General features: G+C 45.9%; 17 protein-coding genes. 12 read left to right on the top strand and 5 right to left on the bottom strand.

From position 1 onward, the window contains the following. Nucleotides 1-4 precede the first annotated feature (4 nt). Nucleotides 5-751: an MBL fold metallo-hydrolase gene (locus tag K5609_RS01180; protein WP_221075627.1), complete on the top strand. Its 747-nt coding sequence runs from the start codon at nt 5-7 to the stop codon at nt 749-751. Here the strand turns inward: K5609_RS01180 and K5609_RS01185 are convergent. After that, nucleotides 740-1,519, bottom strand: coding sequence for a DeoR/GlpR family transcriptional regulator (locus K5609_RS01185; RefSeq protein WP_016399865.1), 780 nt, complete (start codon nt 1,517-1,519; stop codon nt 740-742). The two genes, K5609_RS01180 and K5609_RS01185, sit on opposite strands and share 12 nt — an antisense overlap. Before the next feature lie 227 nt (nt 1,520-1,746). Here K5609_RS01185 and glpK point away from each other — a divergent pair, with 227 nt between their 5' ends. Together glpK and K5609_RS01195 are read left to right on the top strand one after the other, a co-directional pair. Continuing rightward, the gene (gene glpK, locus K5609_RS01190) at nt 1,747-3,261 is read left to right on the top strand and encodes a glycerol kinase GlpK (protein WP_152783725.1); all 1,515 of its coding nucleotides are present in this window, start codon (nt 1,747-1,749) and stop codon (nt 3,259-3,261) included. Nucleotides 3,262-3,440: 179 nt separating this feature from the next. Continuing rightward, nucleotides 3,441-4,382: a LysR family transcriptional regulator gene (locus K5609_RS01195; RefSeq protein WP_221075628.1), complete on the top strand. Its 942-nt coding sequence runs from the start codon at nt 3,441-3,443 to the stop codon at nt 4,380-4,382. Between the two features lie 17 nt (nt 4,383-4,399). Here the strand turns inward: K5609_RS01195 and recG are convergent, their stop codons facing one another. Continuing rightward, nucleotides 4,400-6,481 (bottom strand): ATP-dependent DNA helicase RecG, encoded by a 2,082-nt coding sequence (gene recG, locus K5609_RS01200; RefSeq protein WP_221075629.1) that lies wholly within the window; start codon nt 6,479-6,481, stop codon nt 4,400-4,402. 95 nt (nt 6,482-6,576) lie between these two features. Here recG and K5609_RS01205 point away from each other — a divergent pair, with 95 nt between their 5' ends. Both K5609_RS01205 and K5609_RS01210 read left to right on the top strand, forming a co-directional pair. Further along, nucleotides 6,577-7,104: a RodZ domain-containing protein gene (locus tag K5609_RS01205; RefSeq protein ID WP_221075630.1), complete on the top strand. Its 528-nt coding sequence runs from the start codon at nt 6,577-6,579 to the stop codon at nt 7,102-7,104. A 122-nt stretch (nt 7,105-7,226) separates the two neighbouring features. Beyond that, entirely contained in the window at nt 7,227-7,748 is a 522-nt protein-coding gene (locus K5609_RS01210; protein ID WP_221075631.1) for a DUF2058 domain-containing protein, read from the top strand. A 1,589-nt stretch (nt 7,749-9,337) separates the two neighbouring features. Here K5609_RS01210 and pntB read toward each other — a convergent pair. Both pntB and K5609_RS01220 read right to left on the bottom strand, forming a co-directional pair. Then, nucleotides 9,338-10,738, bottom strand: a complete 1,401-nt coding sequence (gene pntB / locus K5609_RS01215; RefSeq protein WP_221075632.1) for a Re/Si-specific NAD(P)(+) transhydrogenase subunit beta — start codon at nt 10,736-10,738, stop codon at nt 9,338-9,340. Nucleotides 10,739-10,752: 14 nt separating this feature from the next. Next, nucleotides 10,753-12,312, bottom strand: coding sequence for a Re/Si-specific NAD(P)(+) transhydrogenase subunit alpha (locus K5609_RS01220; RefSeq protein ID WP_016399855.1), 1,560 nt, complete (start codon nt 12,310-12,312; stop codon nt 10,753-10,755). 412 nt (nt 12,313-12,724) lie between these two features. Between K5609_RS01220 and K5609_RS01225 the strand changes: the two genes are divergently transcribed. From K5609_RS01225 to K5609_RS01235, 4 genes are all read left to right on the top strand, one after another. After that, on the top strand, nt 12,725-13,168 hold the full coding sequence (locus K5609_RS01225; RefSeq protein ID WP_221075633.1) for a hypothetical protein: 444 nt from the start codon (nt 12,725-12,727) through the stop codon (nt 13,166-13,168). Between the two features lie 242 nt (nt 13,169-13,410). Next, nucleotides 13,411-13,572, top strand: a complete 162-nt coding sequence (locus K5609_RS01230) for a hypothetical protein (RefSeq protein WP_016399852.1) — start codon at nt 13,411-13,413, stop codon at nt 13,570-13,572. A gap of 521 nt (nt 13,573-14,093) precedes the next feature. Beyond that, nucleotides 14,094-14,219: a hypothetical protein gene (locus K5609_RS21805; RefSeq protein WP_016399851.1), complete on the top strand. Its 126-nt coding sequence runs from the start codon at nt 14,094-14,096 to the stop codon at nt 14,217-14,219. A 272-nt stretch (nt 14,220-14,491) separates the two neighbouring features. Further along, entirely contained in the window at nt 14,492-14,911 is a 420-nt protein-coding gene (locus K5609_RS01235; RefSeq protein ID WP_221075634.1) for an Hsp20/alpha crystallin family protein, read from the top strand. Here the strand turns inward: K5609_RS01235 and K5609_RS01240 are convergent. Beyond that, nucleotides 14,904-15,797 carry a LysR family transcriptional regulator gene (locus K5609_RS01240; RefSeq protein ID WP_221075635.1) on the bottom strand — a complete coding sequence of 298 codons (894 nt, stop codon included), beginning with the start codon at nt 15,795-15,797 and terminating at the stop codon, nt 14,904-14,906. The two genes, K5609_RS01235 and K5609_RS01240, sit on opposite strands and share 8 nt — an antisense overlap. Before the next feature lie 99 nt (nt 15,798-15,896). Between K5609_RS01240 and K5609_RS01245 the strand changes: the two genes are divergently transcribed. The 3 genes from K5609_RS01245 to K5609_RS01255 all read left to right on the top strand — a co-directional run bounded on the left by K5609_RS01245 (nt 15,897) and on the right by K5609_RS01255 (nt 18,838). Then, a complete protein-coding gene (locus tag K5609_RS01245) occupies nt 15,897-17,096 on the top strand; it encodes a multidrug effflux MFS transporter (protein ID WP_221075636.1) in 1,200 nt (399 codons plus the stop codon). 45 nt (nt 17,097-17,141) lie between these two features. Then, a complete protein-coding gene (locus K5609_RS01250) occupies nt 17,142-18,440 on the top strand; it encodes a condensation domain-containing protein (protein ID WP_221075637.1) in 1,299 nt (432 codons plus the stop codon). A gap of 140 nt (nt 18,441-18,580) precedes the next feature. Then, nucleotides 18,581-18,838, top strand: coding sequence for a GrxA family glutaredoxin (locus K5609_RS01255; protein ID WP_016399846.1), 258 nt, complete (start codon nt 18,581-18,583; stop codon nt 18,836-18,838). The last annotated feature ends 54 nt before the right edge of the window (nt 18,839-18,892 follow it).

The raw sequence follows: 18,892 nt of genomic DNA on the forward strand, positions 1-18,892 counted from the left end.
AGCTATGAAGATCCATCAGTTGGAAGGCTATATTCAGAATATTTTTTTGATTGAGTATCCGAACAAATTACTCTTGCTGGATGGCTGTTGCCGCGCTGATGTTGCAATGCTTAAGCGTTTTATCTGTGAACAGTTAGCACGACCACTTAGCCAACTAGAACTGGTGATGGTAACCCATATGCATCCAGATCATGCTGGTGGTGCCAGTTACTTGCAACGCCGTTTTAAGCTTTCTATTGCAGGAGCTGAACACCCTGGCGAGTGGTATCAAGGCATTGCCGGAAGGTGTAAGCATTTAGTGGATTTGGCCTTAGCGCATTATGTTGCGAAGCGGCATCGGCGGGCTAAAGCCAATTTGTGGTATTCGCCCAAACTCAACTTTACCCATCGGCTTAAAGATGGTCAGGGCTTACCGGGGTTTGAAGATTGGCTGGTGTACTTTACGCCCGGTCATACCGACCGAGATTTATCGCTCTATCATCCAGCCACAAAAACCTTATATGTGGCAGATTGCATCTTGCGGGTGAAAGGCAGTTTGATTTGTCCGTTTCCTATCTCTAACCCTAGCCTGTATCGCCAATCTATTGAGCGGTTTAGCCAAATGCAGGTTGATAACTATTTACTGGCCCATGGCGAGGGCGGCAAGATCAACCAAGCAGAGTTAAGCCAATTGCAGCAACTTTGTCCCGAACAGGCTACCAGCTATAAAGGCTTTCTTGGTGAACTGCTGCGCAAGCGCTTAACTGCTTAACTGAGTAGGGCAAAGTGTTAACTGTACGTCTTGTTGTTTAAGGATTTCGCTGATGTCTTGTGGCACTGGTCGATCGGTATACAAGTGGTCAATTTGCGCGATATTGCCAATGTTAATCATCGCGTTACGGCCAAACTTACTGTGGTCTGCGGCAAGAATAACGTTGCGCGAACTAGCAATAATGGCTTGAGTTACACGCACCTCGTGGTAGTCAAAATCCAGCAGTGAGCCATCTAAATCAATGCCGCTAACCGTTACTACCCCATAATCTAGGCGAAATTGTTTTATGAAGTCGATGGTGGCTTCACCCACTATGCCACCATCTTTATTACGCAACGCGCCGCCGGCCATAATCACATTAAAGTCGTCTTTAACCATCAGTAGTGATGCAACATGAATATTGTTAGTGATAATACGTAAATCGCGGTGCTCCAATAGTGCTCTAGCAATTGTTTCGGCGGTGGTACCAATATCCAAAAACAGCGATGCGCCATTGGGGATCTGCTCGGCAATTTTCTGAGCAATGCTTTCTTTTTCAAGATGTTGTTTGATCTTTCTACTGGAATAAGAGTCGTTCACTACGCTACTCGATAGTAACGAAGCACCACCGTGGTGGCGGTGAATCAGCTTCTGTTCGGCCAATACATTAAGGTCGCGGCGAATGGTTTGCGGGCTTACATTAAGTGATTCTACTAATTCTTCGGTAGCCACAAAGCCTTGGGTTTTTATCACCTGCAAGATTTGTTGATGGCGTTGAGTCTGCTTCACAACTGGGTTTCTCTTATTGGTATACATTTTATAGCGCAGTCATAAGTCTACTTAAAATGCAGTTTTTGTCACGGTTAACAAAGCGATACCGCAAACTGCATCGCAGCTTTTTAGAGAAATTGCTGAAATGAAATTAAAGTTTTGTCACGCTTCGGTTAAAAAAATGTTCTAAAATGTTCGTTTTCGAGCATAATAGACATAAATGCTAATCTGGAACCGTAATATCAATGGACACCGCACGATATATAGTTGCCCTTGATCAGGGCACAACAAGCTCAAGAGCGATTATTTTTAACCAAGACTCTGAAATTGTTGGCAGCGTACAGCGCGAATTTAGCCAGTTTTTCCCAAAATCAGGTTGGGTAGAGCACAATCCCATGGAGATATGGGCTAGCCAAAGTGCATCTTTAACCGAGGTTTTGGCAAAAACCGGTATCCGCAGTGACCAAATTGCTGCGATTGGCATTACCAACCAGCGAGAAACCACCATTGTTTGGGACAAAAACACTGGCCAGCCTATTTATAATGCCATTGTCTGGCAGTGTCGCCGCACCACTAAGTTATGTGAAGAGCTAAAAGAGCAAGGCTGGGAAGAGTACATTCAAGATACTACAGGCCTAATCTTAGATGCCTACTTTTCTGGCTCAAAGCTAAAGTGGATTTTAGATAATGTAGAAGGCGCACGCGAAAAAGCCGAAGCGGGTGACTTGCTGTTTGGCACGGTTGATAGCTGGTTAGTTTGGAAGCTTACTAACGGGCGAGTGCATGTTACCGACTATACCAATGCCTCTCGCACTATGATGTTTAACATTCATACCTTGCAATGGGATGATAAATTGTTAGATATGCTGGGTGTGCCTAAACAAATGCTGCCAGAAGTGAAAGCCTGTTCGGAAATCTACGGCCAAACCAATATTGGCGGTAAAGGTGGAACGCGTATTCCTATCGCCGGTATTGCTGGCGACCAACAAGCGGCGCTATTTGGTCAGCAGTGTTATCGCAAAGGCATGGCAAAAAACACCTACGGCACCGGCTGCTTTTTATTGATGAATACTGGCGAAGTACCGGTTAAGTCAACTCATGGTTTGCTCACCACTATCGCTTTTTCTTTAGATGGCAAGGTTAATTACGCCCTAGAAGGCAGTGTATTTATGGGCGGTGCTACCATTCAATGGTTGCGCGACGAGATGGGATTGATTCGCGATGCCTCCGATACCCAGTATTTTGCCTCTAAGGTAGACGATACCAACGGGGTATACTTAGTTCCTGCTTTTGTGGGTTTAGGTGCACCTTACTGGGACCCTTACGCACGCGGTACTATTGTAGGGTTAACCCGAGGCGCTAACCGTAACCATATTATTCGGGCTGCACTTGAATCGATTGCTTATCAAAGCCGAGACTTATTAGAAGCCATGCAAGCCGATGCTGGGATTTCGCTAAAACAATTGCGAGTAGACGGCGGCGCAGTAGCCAATGATTTCTTGTTACAGTTTCAGGCTGATGCGCTGGGTACCGAAGTGGTACGCCCTTCGCTGATCGAGTCTACCGCCTTAGGCGCTGCTTACTTAGCTGGCTTGGCGGTGGGTTACTGGGAGAGCGTAGAAAGCTTGGCCGAGAGCAATACTCCAGATCGTTGCTTCTCTCCTGATGGTGATGAGGCGAAACGAGAACGGTTATACAAAGGTTGGAAGCGGGCGGTTGATTGCAGCCGAGGTTGGTACGACAAAGACCTAGATGATTAACCAGTTATAGAGTTTATATTTGAAAAGCCGCTCAGCCGTAGCGGCTTTTTTGTGCCTGCCACCACAGTTTATGTGTTGATTCTCAGTAAATGCCTAGCTTCTTCGAAAAATGATGAGCTTAGCGCGATTCATTGCTAATGTTTAAGGGGCTTACTGGAGAATAATGCTGGAGGAAGTAGGTGACCAATAGTTCCTTTGAGACGCTAGATTTAAATTTACTAAAAGTGTTTGTGGTGTTAGCGCAAGAGCTTAATACGCGCCGCACTGCCGAACGTATGAATGTTAGTCAGCCAGCGATTAGCCGCAGCTTGCAAAAACTGCGTGAGCATTTTGCCGATGAGCTTTTCGTACGTGCTCAACATGGGCTTATTGCCACCCCAAAAGCCGAACAGTTATCGCTTAGCTTACCAAGCATTTTAGCTGAGCTTGCTAACGTTGTTGACCACCATAATGACTTTGACCCAGCTAAGTTAGAAGGCGTACTAAAAGTTGCTATGCACCCAATGTTATTAGCGTCGGTCGCTAAGCGTTTGTTTGTGGCATTGCAGCAGCATGCGCCGGATCTACGTCTGCAAGTGGCTACTTGGGGAGCCGATACTTGCGAGCTGATTCAGCGCGGGCAAATTGATTTTGGCTTGTGTTTATTGCCGGTAGAAGGCTCGAAAGAGCTAGTGCAACGACGTTTATGGCGCCAGCCTATTTATGTTTATGCGCGTGATGCTCATCCAATTGGTGACGACATTGTCACCCCGCAAGATTTTGAACATTACTCTACTGCTTTAATTCATGTTCCAGGTTGGAGCCCTGCTCGCACCGAGGCAGAAAAGTTTTTGGCTGCCTATGGCGTAGAAGTGACCATTGGTTATCGTTCCGAACTGCCGGGTTCGATTATGGATGTATTACGGGTGAGTGATTTAGTCTACCCAAGTGTGACTTATTACCCACCAGAAGATATCCCTGGCATTAGGCAATTACAGCTAAGTGAAGACTTTAAAGGTTTAGCGCTGAAGTACGATACTGGTTATGTTTTCCACTATCGCAATCGACAAAACCCTTTGTACCTATGGTTGCAGGAGATTTTGGTAGAAAAATGCCGTGATGAGATCTTCAGTATCAACTAACAGAGAGTCATATGTTGCTAAGCTTGAGCGAATTGTTCGCGGCCGGCTAACCAACGGTCAATTAAGGGCTCAATAGCAACCGGTGTTTGCTGAAGAAGTTGTTTAGCTAGGCGCTGCGCTTCAGCTATCATTGCTTGGTCTCGTACTAAGTCGGCAATTTTAAATTCGGCTAAACCGGTTTGCTTGGTGCCAAGTAGTTCGCCAGGGCCTCTAATTTCCATATCGCGTTGGGCAATTACAAAACCGTCGGTGCTGTCGCGCAATACACTTAAACGAGAACTGGCGGTTTTAGATAAGGGGCTGTGGTACATCAATACGCAGTGGCTTTCTACTTGGCCACGACCCACCCTGCCACGTAACTGGTGGAGCTGAGCTAAACCTAAACGTTCGGGGTTTTCTATAATCATTAAACTGGAGTTAGGTACATCCACACCCACCTCGATTACGGTGGTAGCCACCAGTAAATCAAGCTGATGGTTTTTGAACTGCTCCATTACCCACTGTTTTTCTTGCGGTTTCATGCGGCCATGCACTAAACCAATGCGTAAATCGGGTAGTTGTTTTTGTAAGGTATCGGCGGTGTCTTCGGCTGCTTGGCACTGCAGGACTTCTGATTCTTCAATTAAGGTACAAACCCAATATGCTTGGCGCCCGTCGTTATGGCAAGCCTGATACACCCGTTCGATCACTTGCTCACGACGAGTATCTGGCAGGGCCACGGTTTTAATTGGGGTTCGTCCGGGCGGCAGCTCATCAATAATCGACAGCTCCAAATCGGCATAGGCCGTCATCGCCAAGGTGCGAGGGATAGGGGTAGCCGTCATAATTAACTGATGGGGTAAAGTGTTGCTGCCATCTACAGCGGCGCCCTTCTCCCGCAAGGCCATACGTTGGTGCACCCCAAAGCGGTGTTGTTCGTCGATAATCACTAAGGCGAGTTTGGCAAACTGCACTTGCTCTTGGAAAATGGCATGAGTACCCACTACCATTTGCGCTTCGCCGCTGGCTATGCGCTCCATAGCCTCGTTGCGAGCTTTGCCTTTTTGTTTGCCGGCAAGCCAATCAACTTTAATGCCTAGGGGCTCGAACCATTTGGCAAAGTTAAGCGCATGCTGCTCGGCCAATATTTCGGTGGGCGCCATCAGCGCCACTTGGTAACCATTAGCTAAGGCCTGCAAAGCCGCCATTGCTGCTACTAAGGTTTTGCCACTGCCTACATCGCCTTGTACCAAACGCATCATGGCATGTGGCTGCTGGGTATCGCTTTTAATTTCGGCCACCACCCGTTGTTGGGCATTGGTTGGTTTAAAGGGGAGCTGGGCTAAAAATTGCTGTTCTAAGTCACTGGCAAGCGGTAAAGCAATGGCCGCTTGGCGCTGTTGCTCTTGGCGTAGCTTTAACATGCTGAGCTGGTGGGCGGCTAGTTCTTCTAATACCAAACGCTGCTGGGCAGGATGTCGGCCTTCTTCTAACAAGCTGAGCTTGGTATCTGGATCGGGGCGATGCAGCTGCATTAAGGCTTGGTTAAGATCTAAACCATGGGGGCGTAATGCGGGTGGTAGCCAATCTACCAAGGGATATTGCTCTAGCAACTTAAAAGCTTGCTCGCTGAGTTTACGCAAATTGAGTTGCTTTAAACCCTCGGTAGTGGGATAAACCGGGGTAAGCTTTTCATCCATTAAGGGTGCACTAGGATCGGCAACAATGCTGTATTCCGGGTGGATCATTTCCCAACCATGTTTACCGCGCTTAGCTTCGCCAAAGCAACGCATCCACTTACCCTGTTGCATGGCAGCCTTTTGGCCGTTATTAAAGTTGAAAAAGCGCAGTGTAATACTGCCGCTGCCATCGCTGATGCGACACGTTAGCATGCGGCGACGGGCGTGAATGGTTTCCACCTTGGTAATTTCGCCATGCACCGAAACATGCGCGCCGTGCAGTAAATCATTAATTGGCCATACGCGAGTGCGGTCTTCATAACGCAGGGGTAAGTGCAGCAGCAAGTCGCCGACATTGCGAATATGTAGGCGTAGGAGTTTTTCGGCAAGTTTGTCACCCACTCCTTTAAGTGCGGTGATGGGCAGGCTGCTTAATTCCACTTAAACCACTGTAAATATGATCATGTACCAAGAGTATATATGAATTTTTCGGCTATTATTACTAATCAAGGGTTTAACTGTGGTTGGGGCGAGAAATGCTAAGGTTTCTTTGTAATATAGGTTTGGCTTTGCTGTTAGCGATTGGCGTTATAGAAGCCTGTATGGCGGAACAGGCCGCTCGCCCAGCGCAGTTACACAAACCCGAGCAACCCATAGAGCGCCCAATCCCTAGCCATCCTATTGAACGCCCAATTCGACCTATTTACCCAATTCGTCCACCTGCTCAGTTACCCCATCGTTGGCAAGGCGCAAGAACCTACTACTGGGTCGCTCCAAGTGATTTGTGGCAACCAGAAGCCTTAAAGCCAGAGCAAGTTATAGAGCTAGAAATTGAAGCCGACAACCGAGCCGAATTACTGCTTATTGATGGCCGCGATAAAGTGGTATTTGATGGCTGGTTAGGCATGGGCGATCTGCGCACTTGGCAGGTAATGCACCCAGCATCCTTGTACTTTTCTCAAATCGAGGGTTTTAGCTTAAAACTTAATGGCAGCGAGATTGATTTGTCGGGCTATCCGCAAGATCAACCTTTGTCGTTAACCCTAGCGCCACAAGCCGAGTAGGCCTGGTTAACTTGTTCGCTATAGGTTCAAATTTGTAGCCGCTTCACGTATTATCTAGGCCTTTAGTGGCCGTAGTGCTGCATTATAAATTCACCCATCGAATTCAAAGGTATAGATTTGCTATGGCCAAGTTATCGCTGCAAGAGCAGATGCTTAAAGCTGGTTTAGTTGACAAGAAAAAAGCCAAAAAAGTAGGCAAAACCAATAAAAAATCACGCACCTTGGCCAAGGAAGTAAAAGCAGCTGCCGAGCAAGCCAAGCTTGACCAACAACAACGTGACGCTGAATTAGCTCAGCAACAAAATGCCGAGAAAGCCAAAAAAGCTGTTGCCGCTCAAATCAAGCAATTGATTGAGATGAACATGTTAGACAGAAAGCGTGGCGAAGAAGCTTACAACTTCACCCACGAAGGCCTAATTAAAAAGATTTATGTTACCGAAGAACTGCGTAAGCAGCTTAGTAACGGCCGCTTAGCCATTGTTACTCTGGGCGAAGCTTATGAAGTCGTCCCTACGATTGTGGCGGAAAAGATTGCCCAGCGTGATGAAAGCGTAGTTGTGCTAATTAACGACCCAAGCCAAGATGTGATTGATGAAGATGACCCATATGCTGATTATCAAATCCCAGATGATTTGATGTGGTAATGGGATGTTAGTTTGAGAAGAAACCGCTAATTAGCGGTTTTTTTGTATTTGTAAGCTTCCTCTTCTCGTTAACCATTTTGCTTGCGATGTACTTTGTGGGCTCAGGTTTTGGCTTGGCGGCGATGATGGTGTATTGAAAGCAGAACAGCATGCTTGAGGCTTCATTCGTTTTATTTTGAGCCAATGCTTGGTGTTGGTTCAGGTTTCGCCTTGCCGGCGATACACTTTTCTTTGTGCGGCCAAAGAAAAGTGCACAAAAGAAAGGCCGCCCGCATTCCCTTGAATCTTGCGTTTCTCATAAATCAACGCGCCTACGGAAACTCGCTGCGCTCAAACAGTCCTCGGCTTATTCATTGATTTACTGCGATACTCAGCGGGAATCATGGTTTATGGATTGGGCAACTTGTCGTCCACTTTTGCTGACGAGGTACTTTGTGGGTTCGGGTTTCGCCTTGGCGGCGATGTACTTTTCTTTGCTCTGCCAAAGAAAAGTACACAAAAGAAAGGCAGCCCGCATCTCCTTAGCTCCTCCGTTGCTCGCAAACAAGAGCACCTTCGGAAACTCGCTACGCTCAAACAGTCCTCGGTTTCATCTCTTGTTTACTCCGCTACTCGGCGGAGATGATGGTGTATTGAAAGCAGAGCTGTGAGCTTGAATTTATATTAGTTTCATTTGAACCACTGCTTGGTGTTGGCTTAGGTTTCGCCTTGCCGGCGATACACTTTTCTTTGCGCGGCCAAAGAAAAGTGTACAAAAGAAAGGCCGCCCCGCATTCCCTTGAATCTTGCGTTTCTCATAAATCAACGCGCCTACGGAAACTCGCTGCGCTCAAACAGTCCTCGGCTTATTCGTTGATTTACCGCGATACTCAGCGGGAATCATGGTTTATGGATTGGGCAACTTGTCGTCCACTTTTGCTGACGAGGTACTTTGTGGGTTCGGGTTTCGCCTTGGCGGCGATGTACTTTTCTTTGCTCTGCCAAAGAAAAGTACACAAAAGAAAGGCAGCCCGCATCTCCTTAGCTCCTCCGTTGCTCGCAAACAAGGGCACCTTCGGAAACTCGCTACGCTCAAACAGTCCTCGGTTTAATCCCTTGTTTACTTCGCTACTCAGCGGAGATGATGGTCCTAAAGAGCAAAGAGCAAAGAGCAAAGAGCAAAGAGCAAAGAGCAAAGAGCAAAGAGTGGGAGTGTTAAGTTTTTTCTGTTTATCTAGCTAGCTGGGCTCTTGATCTTCCTTCCCCCTCATCATCGCCGAGTAGCGCAAGCGAGCTGCGGGTATAGGCAAAACCTGTTTGAGCGTAGCGAGTTGTTTTGACGCCGCAGTGAGTGAGCAACGCAGGAAGAAGATGATGCTGGGGCAGCCTTTCTTTTTCCTTAGTTTTTCTTTGGCTGTTCAAAGAAAAAGGAAGTCGCCGTCAGGGCGAAATCCGCAAGTGAAGCGAACACCAACGTTAATTGTTTAAGATAAACTATTAGCGTCAAAATACCGAAATGTAGAGTAAGGTATTTGATTAACAAAAGTAGATTTCAAGAAGAACAAAAAAGCCGCTCAATGAGCGGCTTTCATATTTAACAAGTTATCTGATTAGATATGAGAAAGAATCTTCTGAACCGTTTCTTTAGCATCACCAAACAACATGTCTGTATTCTCTTTAAAGAACAATGGGTTTTGAACACCAGCATAACCAGTCGCCATTGAACGTTTAAATACTACTACCTTCTTCGCATCCCATACTTCAAGCACTGGCATACCAGCAATTGGGCTGCCTGGCTCTTTAGCTGCAGGGTTAACCGTGTCGTTAGCACCAATTACTAGCACAACGTCGGTAGAGGCGAAGTCTTCGTTAATCTCGTCCATTTCCATTACGATGTCGTAAGGGACTTTGGCTTCGGCTAACAATACGTTCATGTGGCCTGGTAAACGACCGGCTACTGGGTGAATAGCAAAACGTACGTTTATGCCTTTATCACGTAGCTGCTTGGTAATTTCCGCTACTGGGTATTGGGCTTGTGCTACTGCCATGCCGTAACCTGGGGCGATAATCACTTCGTTTGCGTCTTTTAGCATTTCGGCTACGTCTTCAGCTTGCACTTCGGTGTGCTCGCCTTGGTCTACGTCGCTAGCTACAACTGTGCCGCCTTCTGAGCCAAAGCCACCTAAGATTACGCTGATGAACGAGCGGTTCATTGCTTTACACATAATGTAAGACAGAATCGCACCCGAGCTACCTACTAGCGCACCGGTTACAATTAGCAAGTCGTTGCCTAGCATGAAACCTGCCGCTGCTGCTGCCCAACCAGAGTATGAGTTAAGCATCGATACAACTACTGGCATGTCGGCGCCGCCGATAGCAGATACTAGGTTGTAACCAAATACAAAGGCGATAAAGGTCATGATAACCAGTGGCCACATAGAGCCGCTGTCCATGAATACACTACCTAGGTAGATTGATACCACAATCATGCCTAAGTTTAACCAGTGAGCGCCTGGTAGGGCTTTAGGGGCACTGCTAATAAGGCCGCGAAGTTTACCAAAGGCTACTACCGAACCGGTGAAGGTTACTGCACCAATAAAGATACCTAGGAATACTTCTACGTCGTGAATAGATTTTGCTACTGGGTCAATTAAGCCAGTAACTGAATCAATTAACGAGCCGTGGTCGATAGCACTTGAGAAACCAACCAATACTGCTGCCATACCTACGAAACTGTGCAAAATAGCAACCAGCTCTGGCATTTCGGTCATTTCAACTTTAAGTGCTAAACGGATGCCAATAGCGGCACCAATACCCATGGCTAGGGTAATAATCCAGCTACCGCCGGTTACTTGGGTGCTAGCTAATGTGGCGAGTACGGCGATAACCATACCGATGATGCCAAAGATGTTACCGCGCTGAGCGGTTTCTTGTTTACTTAGGCCGGCTAGGCTGAAGATAAACAATAGGGCAGCGATTAAATACGCTGCAGAAACTATACCTTGAGACATGTGACTATTTCTCCTTAGTCGTCTTTACGGAACATTTTCAGCATCCGCTGAGTCACAGTAAAACCACCGGCGATATTAATGGTGGCGATAAGCACGGCGATACCCGAGAGCAGTAGTACTACCCAGGAGGTGTCGGCTTTCATCTGGACTAAGGCGCCCACAATAATAATGCCGCTAATGGCGTTGGTTACACTCATTAATGGAGTGTGCAAGGCATGTGTTACGTTCCAAACTACGTAGTAACCCACTACACAAGCCAGCAAGAACACAGTGAAGTGTTGTACAAAGTCTGCTGGTGCTGCGTCGGCTACCCAAGCAAAAGCGGCTGCACCGGCTGCTGCTAGCACTGGTTTTAGCCAAGGCTTGCTTGGTTTTTCTTCTTCCACTGGAGCCGGCTCTGCAGCTGGTGCTTCGGCTTGAGGCTGAGCACTTACTTGAATTGCTGGTGGTGGGAAAGTGATTTCGCCATCTTTAACCGAGGCTACGCCACGTAAAACTTCGTCTTCGAAGTCGATGTTGATTTCGCCATTTTTCTCTGGGCTAAGTAACTTAAGTAGGTTTACTAAGTTGGTGCCGTAAAGTTGGCTAGCTTGAGCAGGCAAACGGCGAGAAATATCGGTTAAGCCGACAATGGTTACATCGTGCTTAACGGCAATTTCGCCAGGCTCGGTTAACTCACAGTTACCGCCAGTGGCTGCTGCTAAATCAACAATTACGCTACCTGGCTTCATTAATTCAACCATGTCGGCCAAAATCAGCTTTGGTGCTGGGCGGCCTGGAATTAATGCGGTGGTAATGATGATGTCTACATCTTTGGCTTGTTCGCGGAACAAGGCCATTTCGGCTTCAATAAAGGCTGCGCTCATTTCTTTTGCGTAGCCGTCACCGCTGCCAGTATCTTCTTCTTCGTAATCAAGCTCTAGGAACTCGGCGCCCATAGAGTTAATTTGCTCTTTTACTTCTGGGCGAGTATCAAAGGCGCGAACAATGGCGCCCAAGCTACCAGCGGTACCAATGGCAGCCAAACCGGCTACACCTGCACCAATTACCAATACTTTAGCTGGTGGTACTTTACCCGCAGCTGTAATTTGACCGGTAAAGAAGCGGCCGAAGTGGTTGGCTGCTTCTACCACTGCGCGGTAGCCGTCTACGTTGGCTAGCGAGCTACGTGCGTCCAATGATTGAGCACGAGAAATCCGTGGCACCATGTCCATGGCTAATAAGTTAACCTTGGCTGCTTTAAATTTTTCAAGCAATTCTGGATTTTGTGCAGGCCATGCAAAACTGGCTACCGTTGCGCCTTCCTTTATAAGAGAAAGTTCGTCGGTGGTGTTGTCGCTTCCGTCTAGTGGAGCGTTAACCTTAAAGATGAGGTCAGCTTGAAATGCTTGCTCTTTGCTTACAATTTCTGCGCCTGCTTCGCTATAAGCATCATCATTAAAGCTGGCTGCTGTTCCTGCACCGCTTTCCACTGCCACAGAGAAGCCTAGTTTAAGCAACTGCTCTACGGTTTTTGGGGTGGCGGCTACCCGGCTCTCCTGGTCGAAGATCTCCTTAGGTATTCCGATTTGCATAGTGTGTTCCTGCTAATGGTTGTTATGTTGAGTTGCTGTGTTGGCAACACGTCGCTGCATATTAAATGTTTGTTAGCTACTGCATGTTAGCTAATTTTTCGCATTTGGTGTGTATGAAAGAAAACTACGGCCTAACAGTCAAGTAACTTCGCACAAAAGTATCGCTTATTTCCATTGGTCAAACCAATTTGTAAAGTTTATCGGTGTGATAGGTTATGCCTAGGTTGAATAAAGTTAGCAGAATGTAACGCGCACCTGTGTAAAAGCTTAGTAGTGGCATGGAAATAGCAAGAACCCATTGCGTCTACTACTCTTTAATAAAAGCACCTTACCAAGCTTGGCAAGGTGCGAGATGTAAACCAAACCATAAGAGGAAGTAGTTCACTAAACTAACGTTGCGTTGGAGGTTGTTATGGGTATTGCATTATCGTTAATGATTGCAGTATTGGTGTTGGCAAACATGGTTCAGGCAAAGCCTAAACTGGCGCTCGACTTTAGTGTTGAGAACGAGCTCGAACAACCTCAAGCTTCTAGTGATTTATTCAATGATATTAATTGGTTACAAGAACAGCATTTTAGTGCTCGCAGCGCTAGCAGTAATCAGCTTCCTACTAATACTACCGAGCAATCTGAATTTTTACGTTACCAGCAAGTGCCGCAATGGCGTGCAAATTGGCGTGGTGGAGTGCGCTGGCAAGCGCAAAATAACTTGTTGTTTCGTGCCAAAGGTAACCGTTTGTCGGGCCACTTAACCTTGTCGAACAAAACGCTGTGTGCAATTTGCAAAACGCAAATCGACACCACAGTATGGAAAGATGGCCACGTACAGCTGCAGCTAAAGTCTTACTTTGAGTAACTGGCCATCTATCTTGATGAGCACTGTTGATGCTAAGTGCAATGCCGGTGTTTACTTTATAGCCAGCTCTGGGTAAATAAACTTAGGCTTTTGCTGTTTTTAGTATTATCAAATCAGGTTTTCTAAACCGCTATTTCTTCTTCTTTAATTCCCAGCAGATTAAAACCTTCACGAAATGTTAATTTTGATATGGCTTGAGGGTAAATCATCAGGATATACTCCTAAAAAAAGAGGAGATTATCTTGGGCTATTTGTTGTTGGCCTTAATGCTTGTATTAGTTTTACCCGCAGTAAGCTTTTTTCTCGGTTATATCCACCTTTATCTAGAATATGGCGTGGTGGTGTCGGCAACCATTATTGCATTATGGCTTTTCTTCGATTTCGTAAAAATCAAAAAGCGCTAAGCCTAGCCTGTGAGCGGCCTGCGCTCTAGTTTTATAACTGTCTTTTATGTCATTAGTTACTATTTTGAATAATTATTCACTAGGCTTTGTTTGAATGATAGCTCGGTGTAAGTAACTGATTCATCTATTGTTATTTTCTCGGCTTAACCCGAATATAGCCAAACAGATATAAAACACATTTTATACATGCCAAAAAGCTATAAGTAATATTTTCTTATATTTTGCCTTGTTTTTAAGTTGTTGTTTTTTATGGGTATTATTTTTTGTGGATTTGGCTTGCATCCCCAAAGTGGTAAATTAGTACTTCACATTTCTAGCAAAAGCCTATAGATTACCTCCCGCAAGACTGAGCTAGATCAAGAAATGTTTGGCTAAATGGAATTTTTACTGATTATTTCTTGTGCAATTTTTATTCACTAGCTAGCCTTACTTACGCAAGTGGCAATAAGCAAAATATAACGAGAAATTAAACATAACATTTAACTTTTTCACCCTTGCAACAACTTAGGAGATTTATCTAAATGGAACAAGACCAACAACAAACGATGCGTTGTTTTGCAACTGGTAAAGGTTTTTTTGTGCGCCTTCCAATCAGTGAAGATATTGAAGCAAAAGAATGCGAATCAGATGTTGAAGCGGCCGAGTAAACTACCCCGTAGTTGCCTTTTTAACTCGTGACTCGAACTAACGCTTGTTACATCCTAAACCGCTAGCTTTGGCTAGCGGTTTTTTTATGCCCGTCTCCTACCGCATAATTTGTACCTTTTCTTAGCCTCAAAATAATAGTTATCGATGAGTTTGCTTTAGGTCAAACTCGCTAGTTATTTTGGCCTCAACTTCCTGTTAGGCCAGTTTGTCTCTACTAAAATTAAATTGAGTAAGCTGTTGTTTAGTGTTGGTTCTAACTAAGGAGCTTATTATGAACATGTTACCTAGAGATCATTGGTTTGGAGAAGACCATTTATGGGAGCAGCTTTTTAGCCCACAATTTGCCATGCGTGATGATGGGTTTTTCCAACCGCGTGTCGATATCATCGACAAAGAAGATAGCTACTTATTTGTTGCCGAGTTACCTGGTGTGGCTAAGGAAGATATTGATGTGCAGCTACACGATGGTGTGTTGAGCATTCAAGCCAAAATTGAGCAGCAACACCAACAGCAGGGTGACAGTGTACTGCGTAAAGAACGCCGCAGTGGCTTTTTCCGCAGAAACATTAATGTTGGTAAAGCAATTCAAGCTGAGGATATTAGCGCTGAATTAGTCAACGGCCTGTTAATGCTTAAAGCGCCCAAAGCTGTTGCTAAGGTGAGTGAAAAGCAGCAAATAGAAATTAGTTAAGCGGAGTACCGCCTTGGCTTTGTTCACGTAAGTGCTGTAAAAAGGCGCTGATATTGGGGTTTTCGAAACGCTGAGCTGGATAATAGGCGCATACGCTGCGTTGCTCAGACAATAAGCCGGGTAGCACTTCAACTAACTTCCCGTCTAATAGATGTTGTTGTACCAGATCTTCTGATACTAATACTACGCCCATATGGTGAACAGCTGCTTGAATGGCTGCCATAGGGTCATGAGTAACAAAGCGACAAGCTTGGTTAAGCACAGTGCCTTCATTTAGTTTTACACCGCCTGCTTTGATTTGCCCTTGCACCAACAATAGCGGTAGAGCTTGCAGTTGCTTTGCGCTTTGTATTGGGCCGCAGCCGGCTAAAAATGTGGGGCTGGCAAAACACTTCACCGCGTAATTAAATAGATGCAGCATGCGATAGCTAGTGCTATCAAAATTGTCTAACTGGCGCGTTACTACAATGTCGAGTGATAAATCTGGAATTTCCCCTGGCTCTACCTCTAATAACTCAATATTAAGGTGCGGATGCTTTGGTAAAAACGAAGCTATTAAGGGCGTCACAAATAAACTGCCCGACACCGCAGGAGCGCCAATAGTGAGGCTGCCTGTTAAGCCAAGACTAGAGGGGCCAAGTTGTTGGCGCATATTATTGAACTGGCTTAACCAATCGCAACTTTGCAAATAAAACTGCTGGCCTTGCTCGGTGGTGCGCACCCTGCGAGTGGTACGTAATAGCAATTGGCAATGCAATTGTGACTCTAACCAAGAGATGCGTTTACTGCAGGCTGAGGTAGTAATGTTGAGTTGCTGCGCTGCTTGCACAAAGCTGCTGCTTTCCACCACTGCTACGTAAGTTTGCACCGCGTTCAACCAATCCATATTCGGCCTCTTTGATTAATTGTTTCCTGCTGGGAAATAAATCATGTCTTTGATGAATGATTATCCGCTTTTGGCTTTGTTTTACAATGAAGAACGCTGATGTATTGGAGTTTATTAGTGAGCTATTCGCGAGTCCCGCTGTTTTTTTCTATTGCCTTTATTGCTTGTTCCCAGTTAACCAATGGATTGCTGGCGCCTGCCTTACCAGAAATGGCCACGCATTTTGCGGTAGAAGAGCATTTAGTGCAGCGCCTTATTGTGGTGTTTATTTTAGGCTTAGGCATATCCCAACTATTTTATGGCCCGCTAGCCGATAGTTATGGCAGGCGACGGGTATTTTGGATGGGGCAGGCAGTCTTCCTGCTGGGTAATCTACTCACCTTTTTGGGCTTTAATCATCTTGATTTGTTATTAGCTGGTGTACTTATTCAAGGTTTAGGCGCAGGCAGTAACCAAATACTGGCCCGCTGTTTAATTAGTGACAGTTACCGCGGTAAAGAGCTAAAGCATGGTTTTGCTTGGTTGGGCATGGCGGCGTCGGTTATTCCCGTTTTAGGTCCGGTTATAGGCGGCATAGTGACGGCTTATTGGGGCTGGCACTATCTATTTGTGATCATAGGTATTGCTGGCGCGAGTTTACTGATTATTGCTGCCAAGCTATTGCCAGAAACCCAAACAGAAGTTGGCCCGCCGCTAAACTTGAACCGTGTGGCAAACGACTACTTAAGCTTGGCCTTCGATCGCCACTTTATTCATTACTCTAGCTTTGCTTGGATCGCCAGCATTGGTTTGATGTACATGATTAGTAGCGCACCTTTTGTATTGCAGCATGGCTTTGGTTTGTCGGCTGATGATTTTGGTTTAGTGATGATAATCCCTGCTGCAGGCTTGGCTTTGGGCAGTGCTTTTACTCGCCGCTTTAACGGTCGCTGGCCAGAGCAACACATTTTGCTGCTAGCGTCGTTGCTGCCTTTTATTGCAGCCTTTATATTGCTCACTCATGCAAGCACGTTAATTTGGGTGATAGTAGCGATGAGTTTGATCAGCATTAGCGTAGGAGCTATTTATCCTATTTCTCAATCTGGTCTGTTTGGACACTTTTCGGGGCAAGCTGGCACGGTGTCTGCCTTAAGTGGCACAACGCAGATGACCCTTACCGCCTTAGCCGTTGGTGGCTTAACAACTGCCTTTATGCCGAGCCCAAGTGCGATGGCGATCATATTTAGTGTGATGGCTTTAGCCTTAATACTCAACATGGTGATCCAGATAGTGAAAGTGAAAGCACCAACTATGCAATGATTGCTGCTTATTGAGTTATCTGCAGTTTACTTGCTTTAGGGGGTTATGATGACGATTCGCCAATTGGGAAAAACTGAATCTTTGTTTGCCGAGTTAACCAGCACGGGTGCCATGTTGGTGGTGAATGCGGTGACAGTGACAGGTAAGATAAACACTCACTTTATTCCGCGAATCCATCAGTTATTGCAACTTCGCCACCCGTTTTTGTCACTGTGTTTAAAACAAGTGGCGCAGCAATGGCAGTGGCAAGAGTGTTCTAACCAGCCAGAACTTGAAGTGGCGGAGATTGATGAAAGCAAGCTGCCATTTTCCCGAGCACTGCGTGACTCCATGCAGCAACAAACTAATACTCCGCTCAACGTTGGCGGTCCGCTTTGGCGGGTATCGGTTTTGTTAGGTCAGCAGCAATCGGCTCTGGTGATTAGCATGCATCACAGTATTTGTGATGGCTTGTCGGCGGCTTCTTTGTTAGCTGAGTGGTTAGAGCGGCACCAGCAAGTGGCTCAACAAATGGTGCCAGATATTCAGCGCTTAAGTATTCGCGCTGGCGTTCACCAAGCCTTGGCCATGGATGAGTACTCGCCTGACGATAACCCTTTTGCCACTCCGATTAGTCCGGCTCAAGCAGGAGTATGGCTAAACCAAGCTGGTTTAACGCAAAACCAACAGAATAAACTGGAGCTGTTGAATTTTAGCCAGCAACAATCTCAGCGTTTATTAGCGATAAGCCGTAAGCATCAAGTGAGCCTAACTATTACTCTTTATTGCGCAGCGATTGAAGTAGCCGCAAAGATTGCTCGCTCACCAGTGAGTAAAGTAAGTGCAGGCGGTAATGCCAATGTTCGACCAATAGTTGAACCACCGGTAAATCAGCAAGAACTGGCTTGTTATGTTTCTATGTTTTCTTTTGAAGTGGCTAACGATTCATCGCAAGGCTTTTGGCAACGCGCTCAGAAAATTAAACAGGCCTATAAAGAGAAAGTCGACTCTGGTCTGCACTTGGTGTCGTGTAACGACAATTGGTGGGAGGCGCAGGCACCACGCCGCGCCGATGATGAAATGCAACAAGTGGCTGGCAGGTTCAATTGCTTACACCTATCTAATCTTGGGCCTTTAGAGCTGGTGTTTGACTCTTTGGAAGGTTCTGGTTTAGTTCCCCAGCAATACTATTTTACTGCCGCTCAGCATTTGGTAGGGGCCATATTTTGGCTTGGCGCGCAGAGTGTCGCTGGCGCATTAAGTCTTACGGTTAATTGTGTAGAACCGATGGTTGACCAAGCAATGCGTAACGACTTTAGCAGTTTGCTTAAACAACGCTTGTTAGGCTTAATTGAAGAGCGTTGAGCGATGAAAGATAAAGCTAACAGACGAGGTCTATAAGATTTGATAGCTAGTACCTATCGCTAACAGTGAAATATTCGATTTTTTTATTTAGTAGCTAGCCGCTATAGTAGGGCTAATTCACATTGGTTTTGGAGTTTAAGATGTTTGCAGTAATTTTTGGTCGCCCTGGTTGCCCTTATTGTGTTCGTGCCAAGCAGATCGCCGAGCAATTAAGCGAAGCACACGAAGACTATAACTACCGTTATGTTGATATTCATGCTGAAGGCATCTCAAAAGCCGATCTTGAAAAAACTGTAGGTAAGCCGGTTGAAACGGTACCGCAGATTTTTGTTGACGAGAAGCACGTTGGCGGGTGTACCGAGTATGAAGCACTAATGCGCGAACAGTTTGATATTTAATACAAGATTACCTCACTAAAGCCCGGCACTCGCCGGGCTTTTTGTTGCTTATCA

Source organism: Agarivorans aestuarii, from assembly GCF_019670125.1.
In the GTDB taxonomy this organism is placed as follows: Bacteria; Pseudomonadota; Gammaproteobacteria; order Enterobacterales; family Celerinatantimonadaceae; genus Agarivorans; species Agarivorans aestuarii.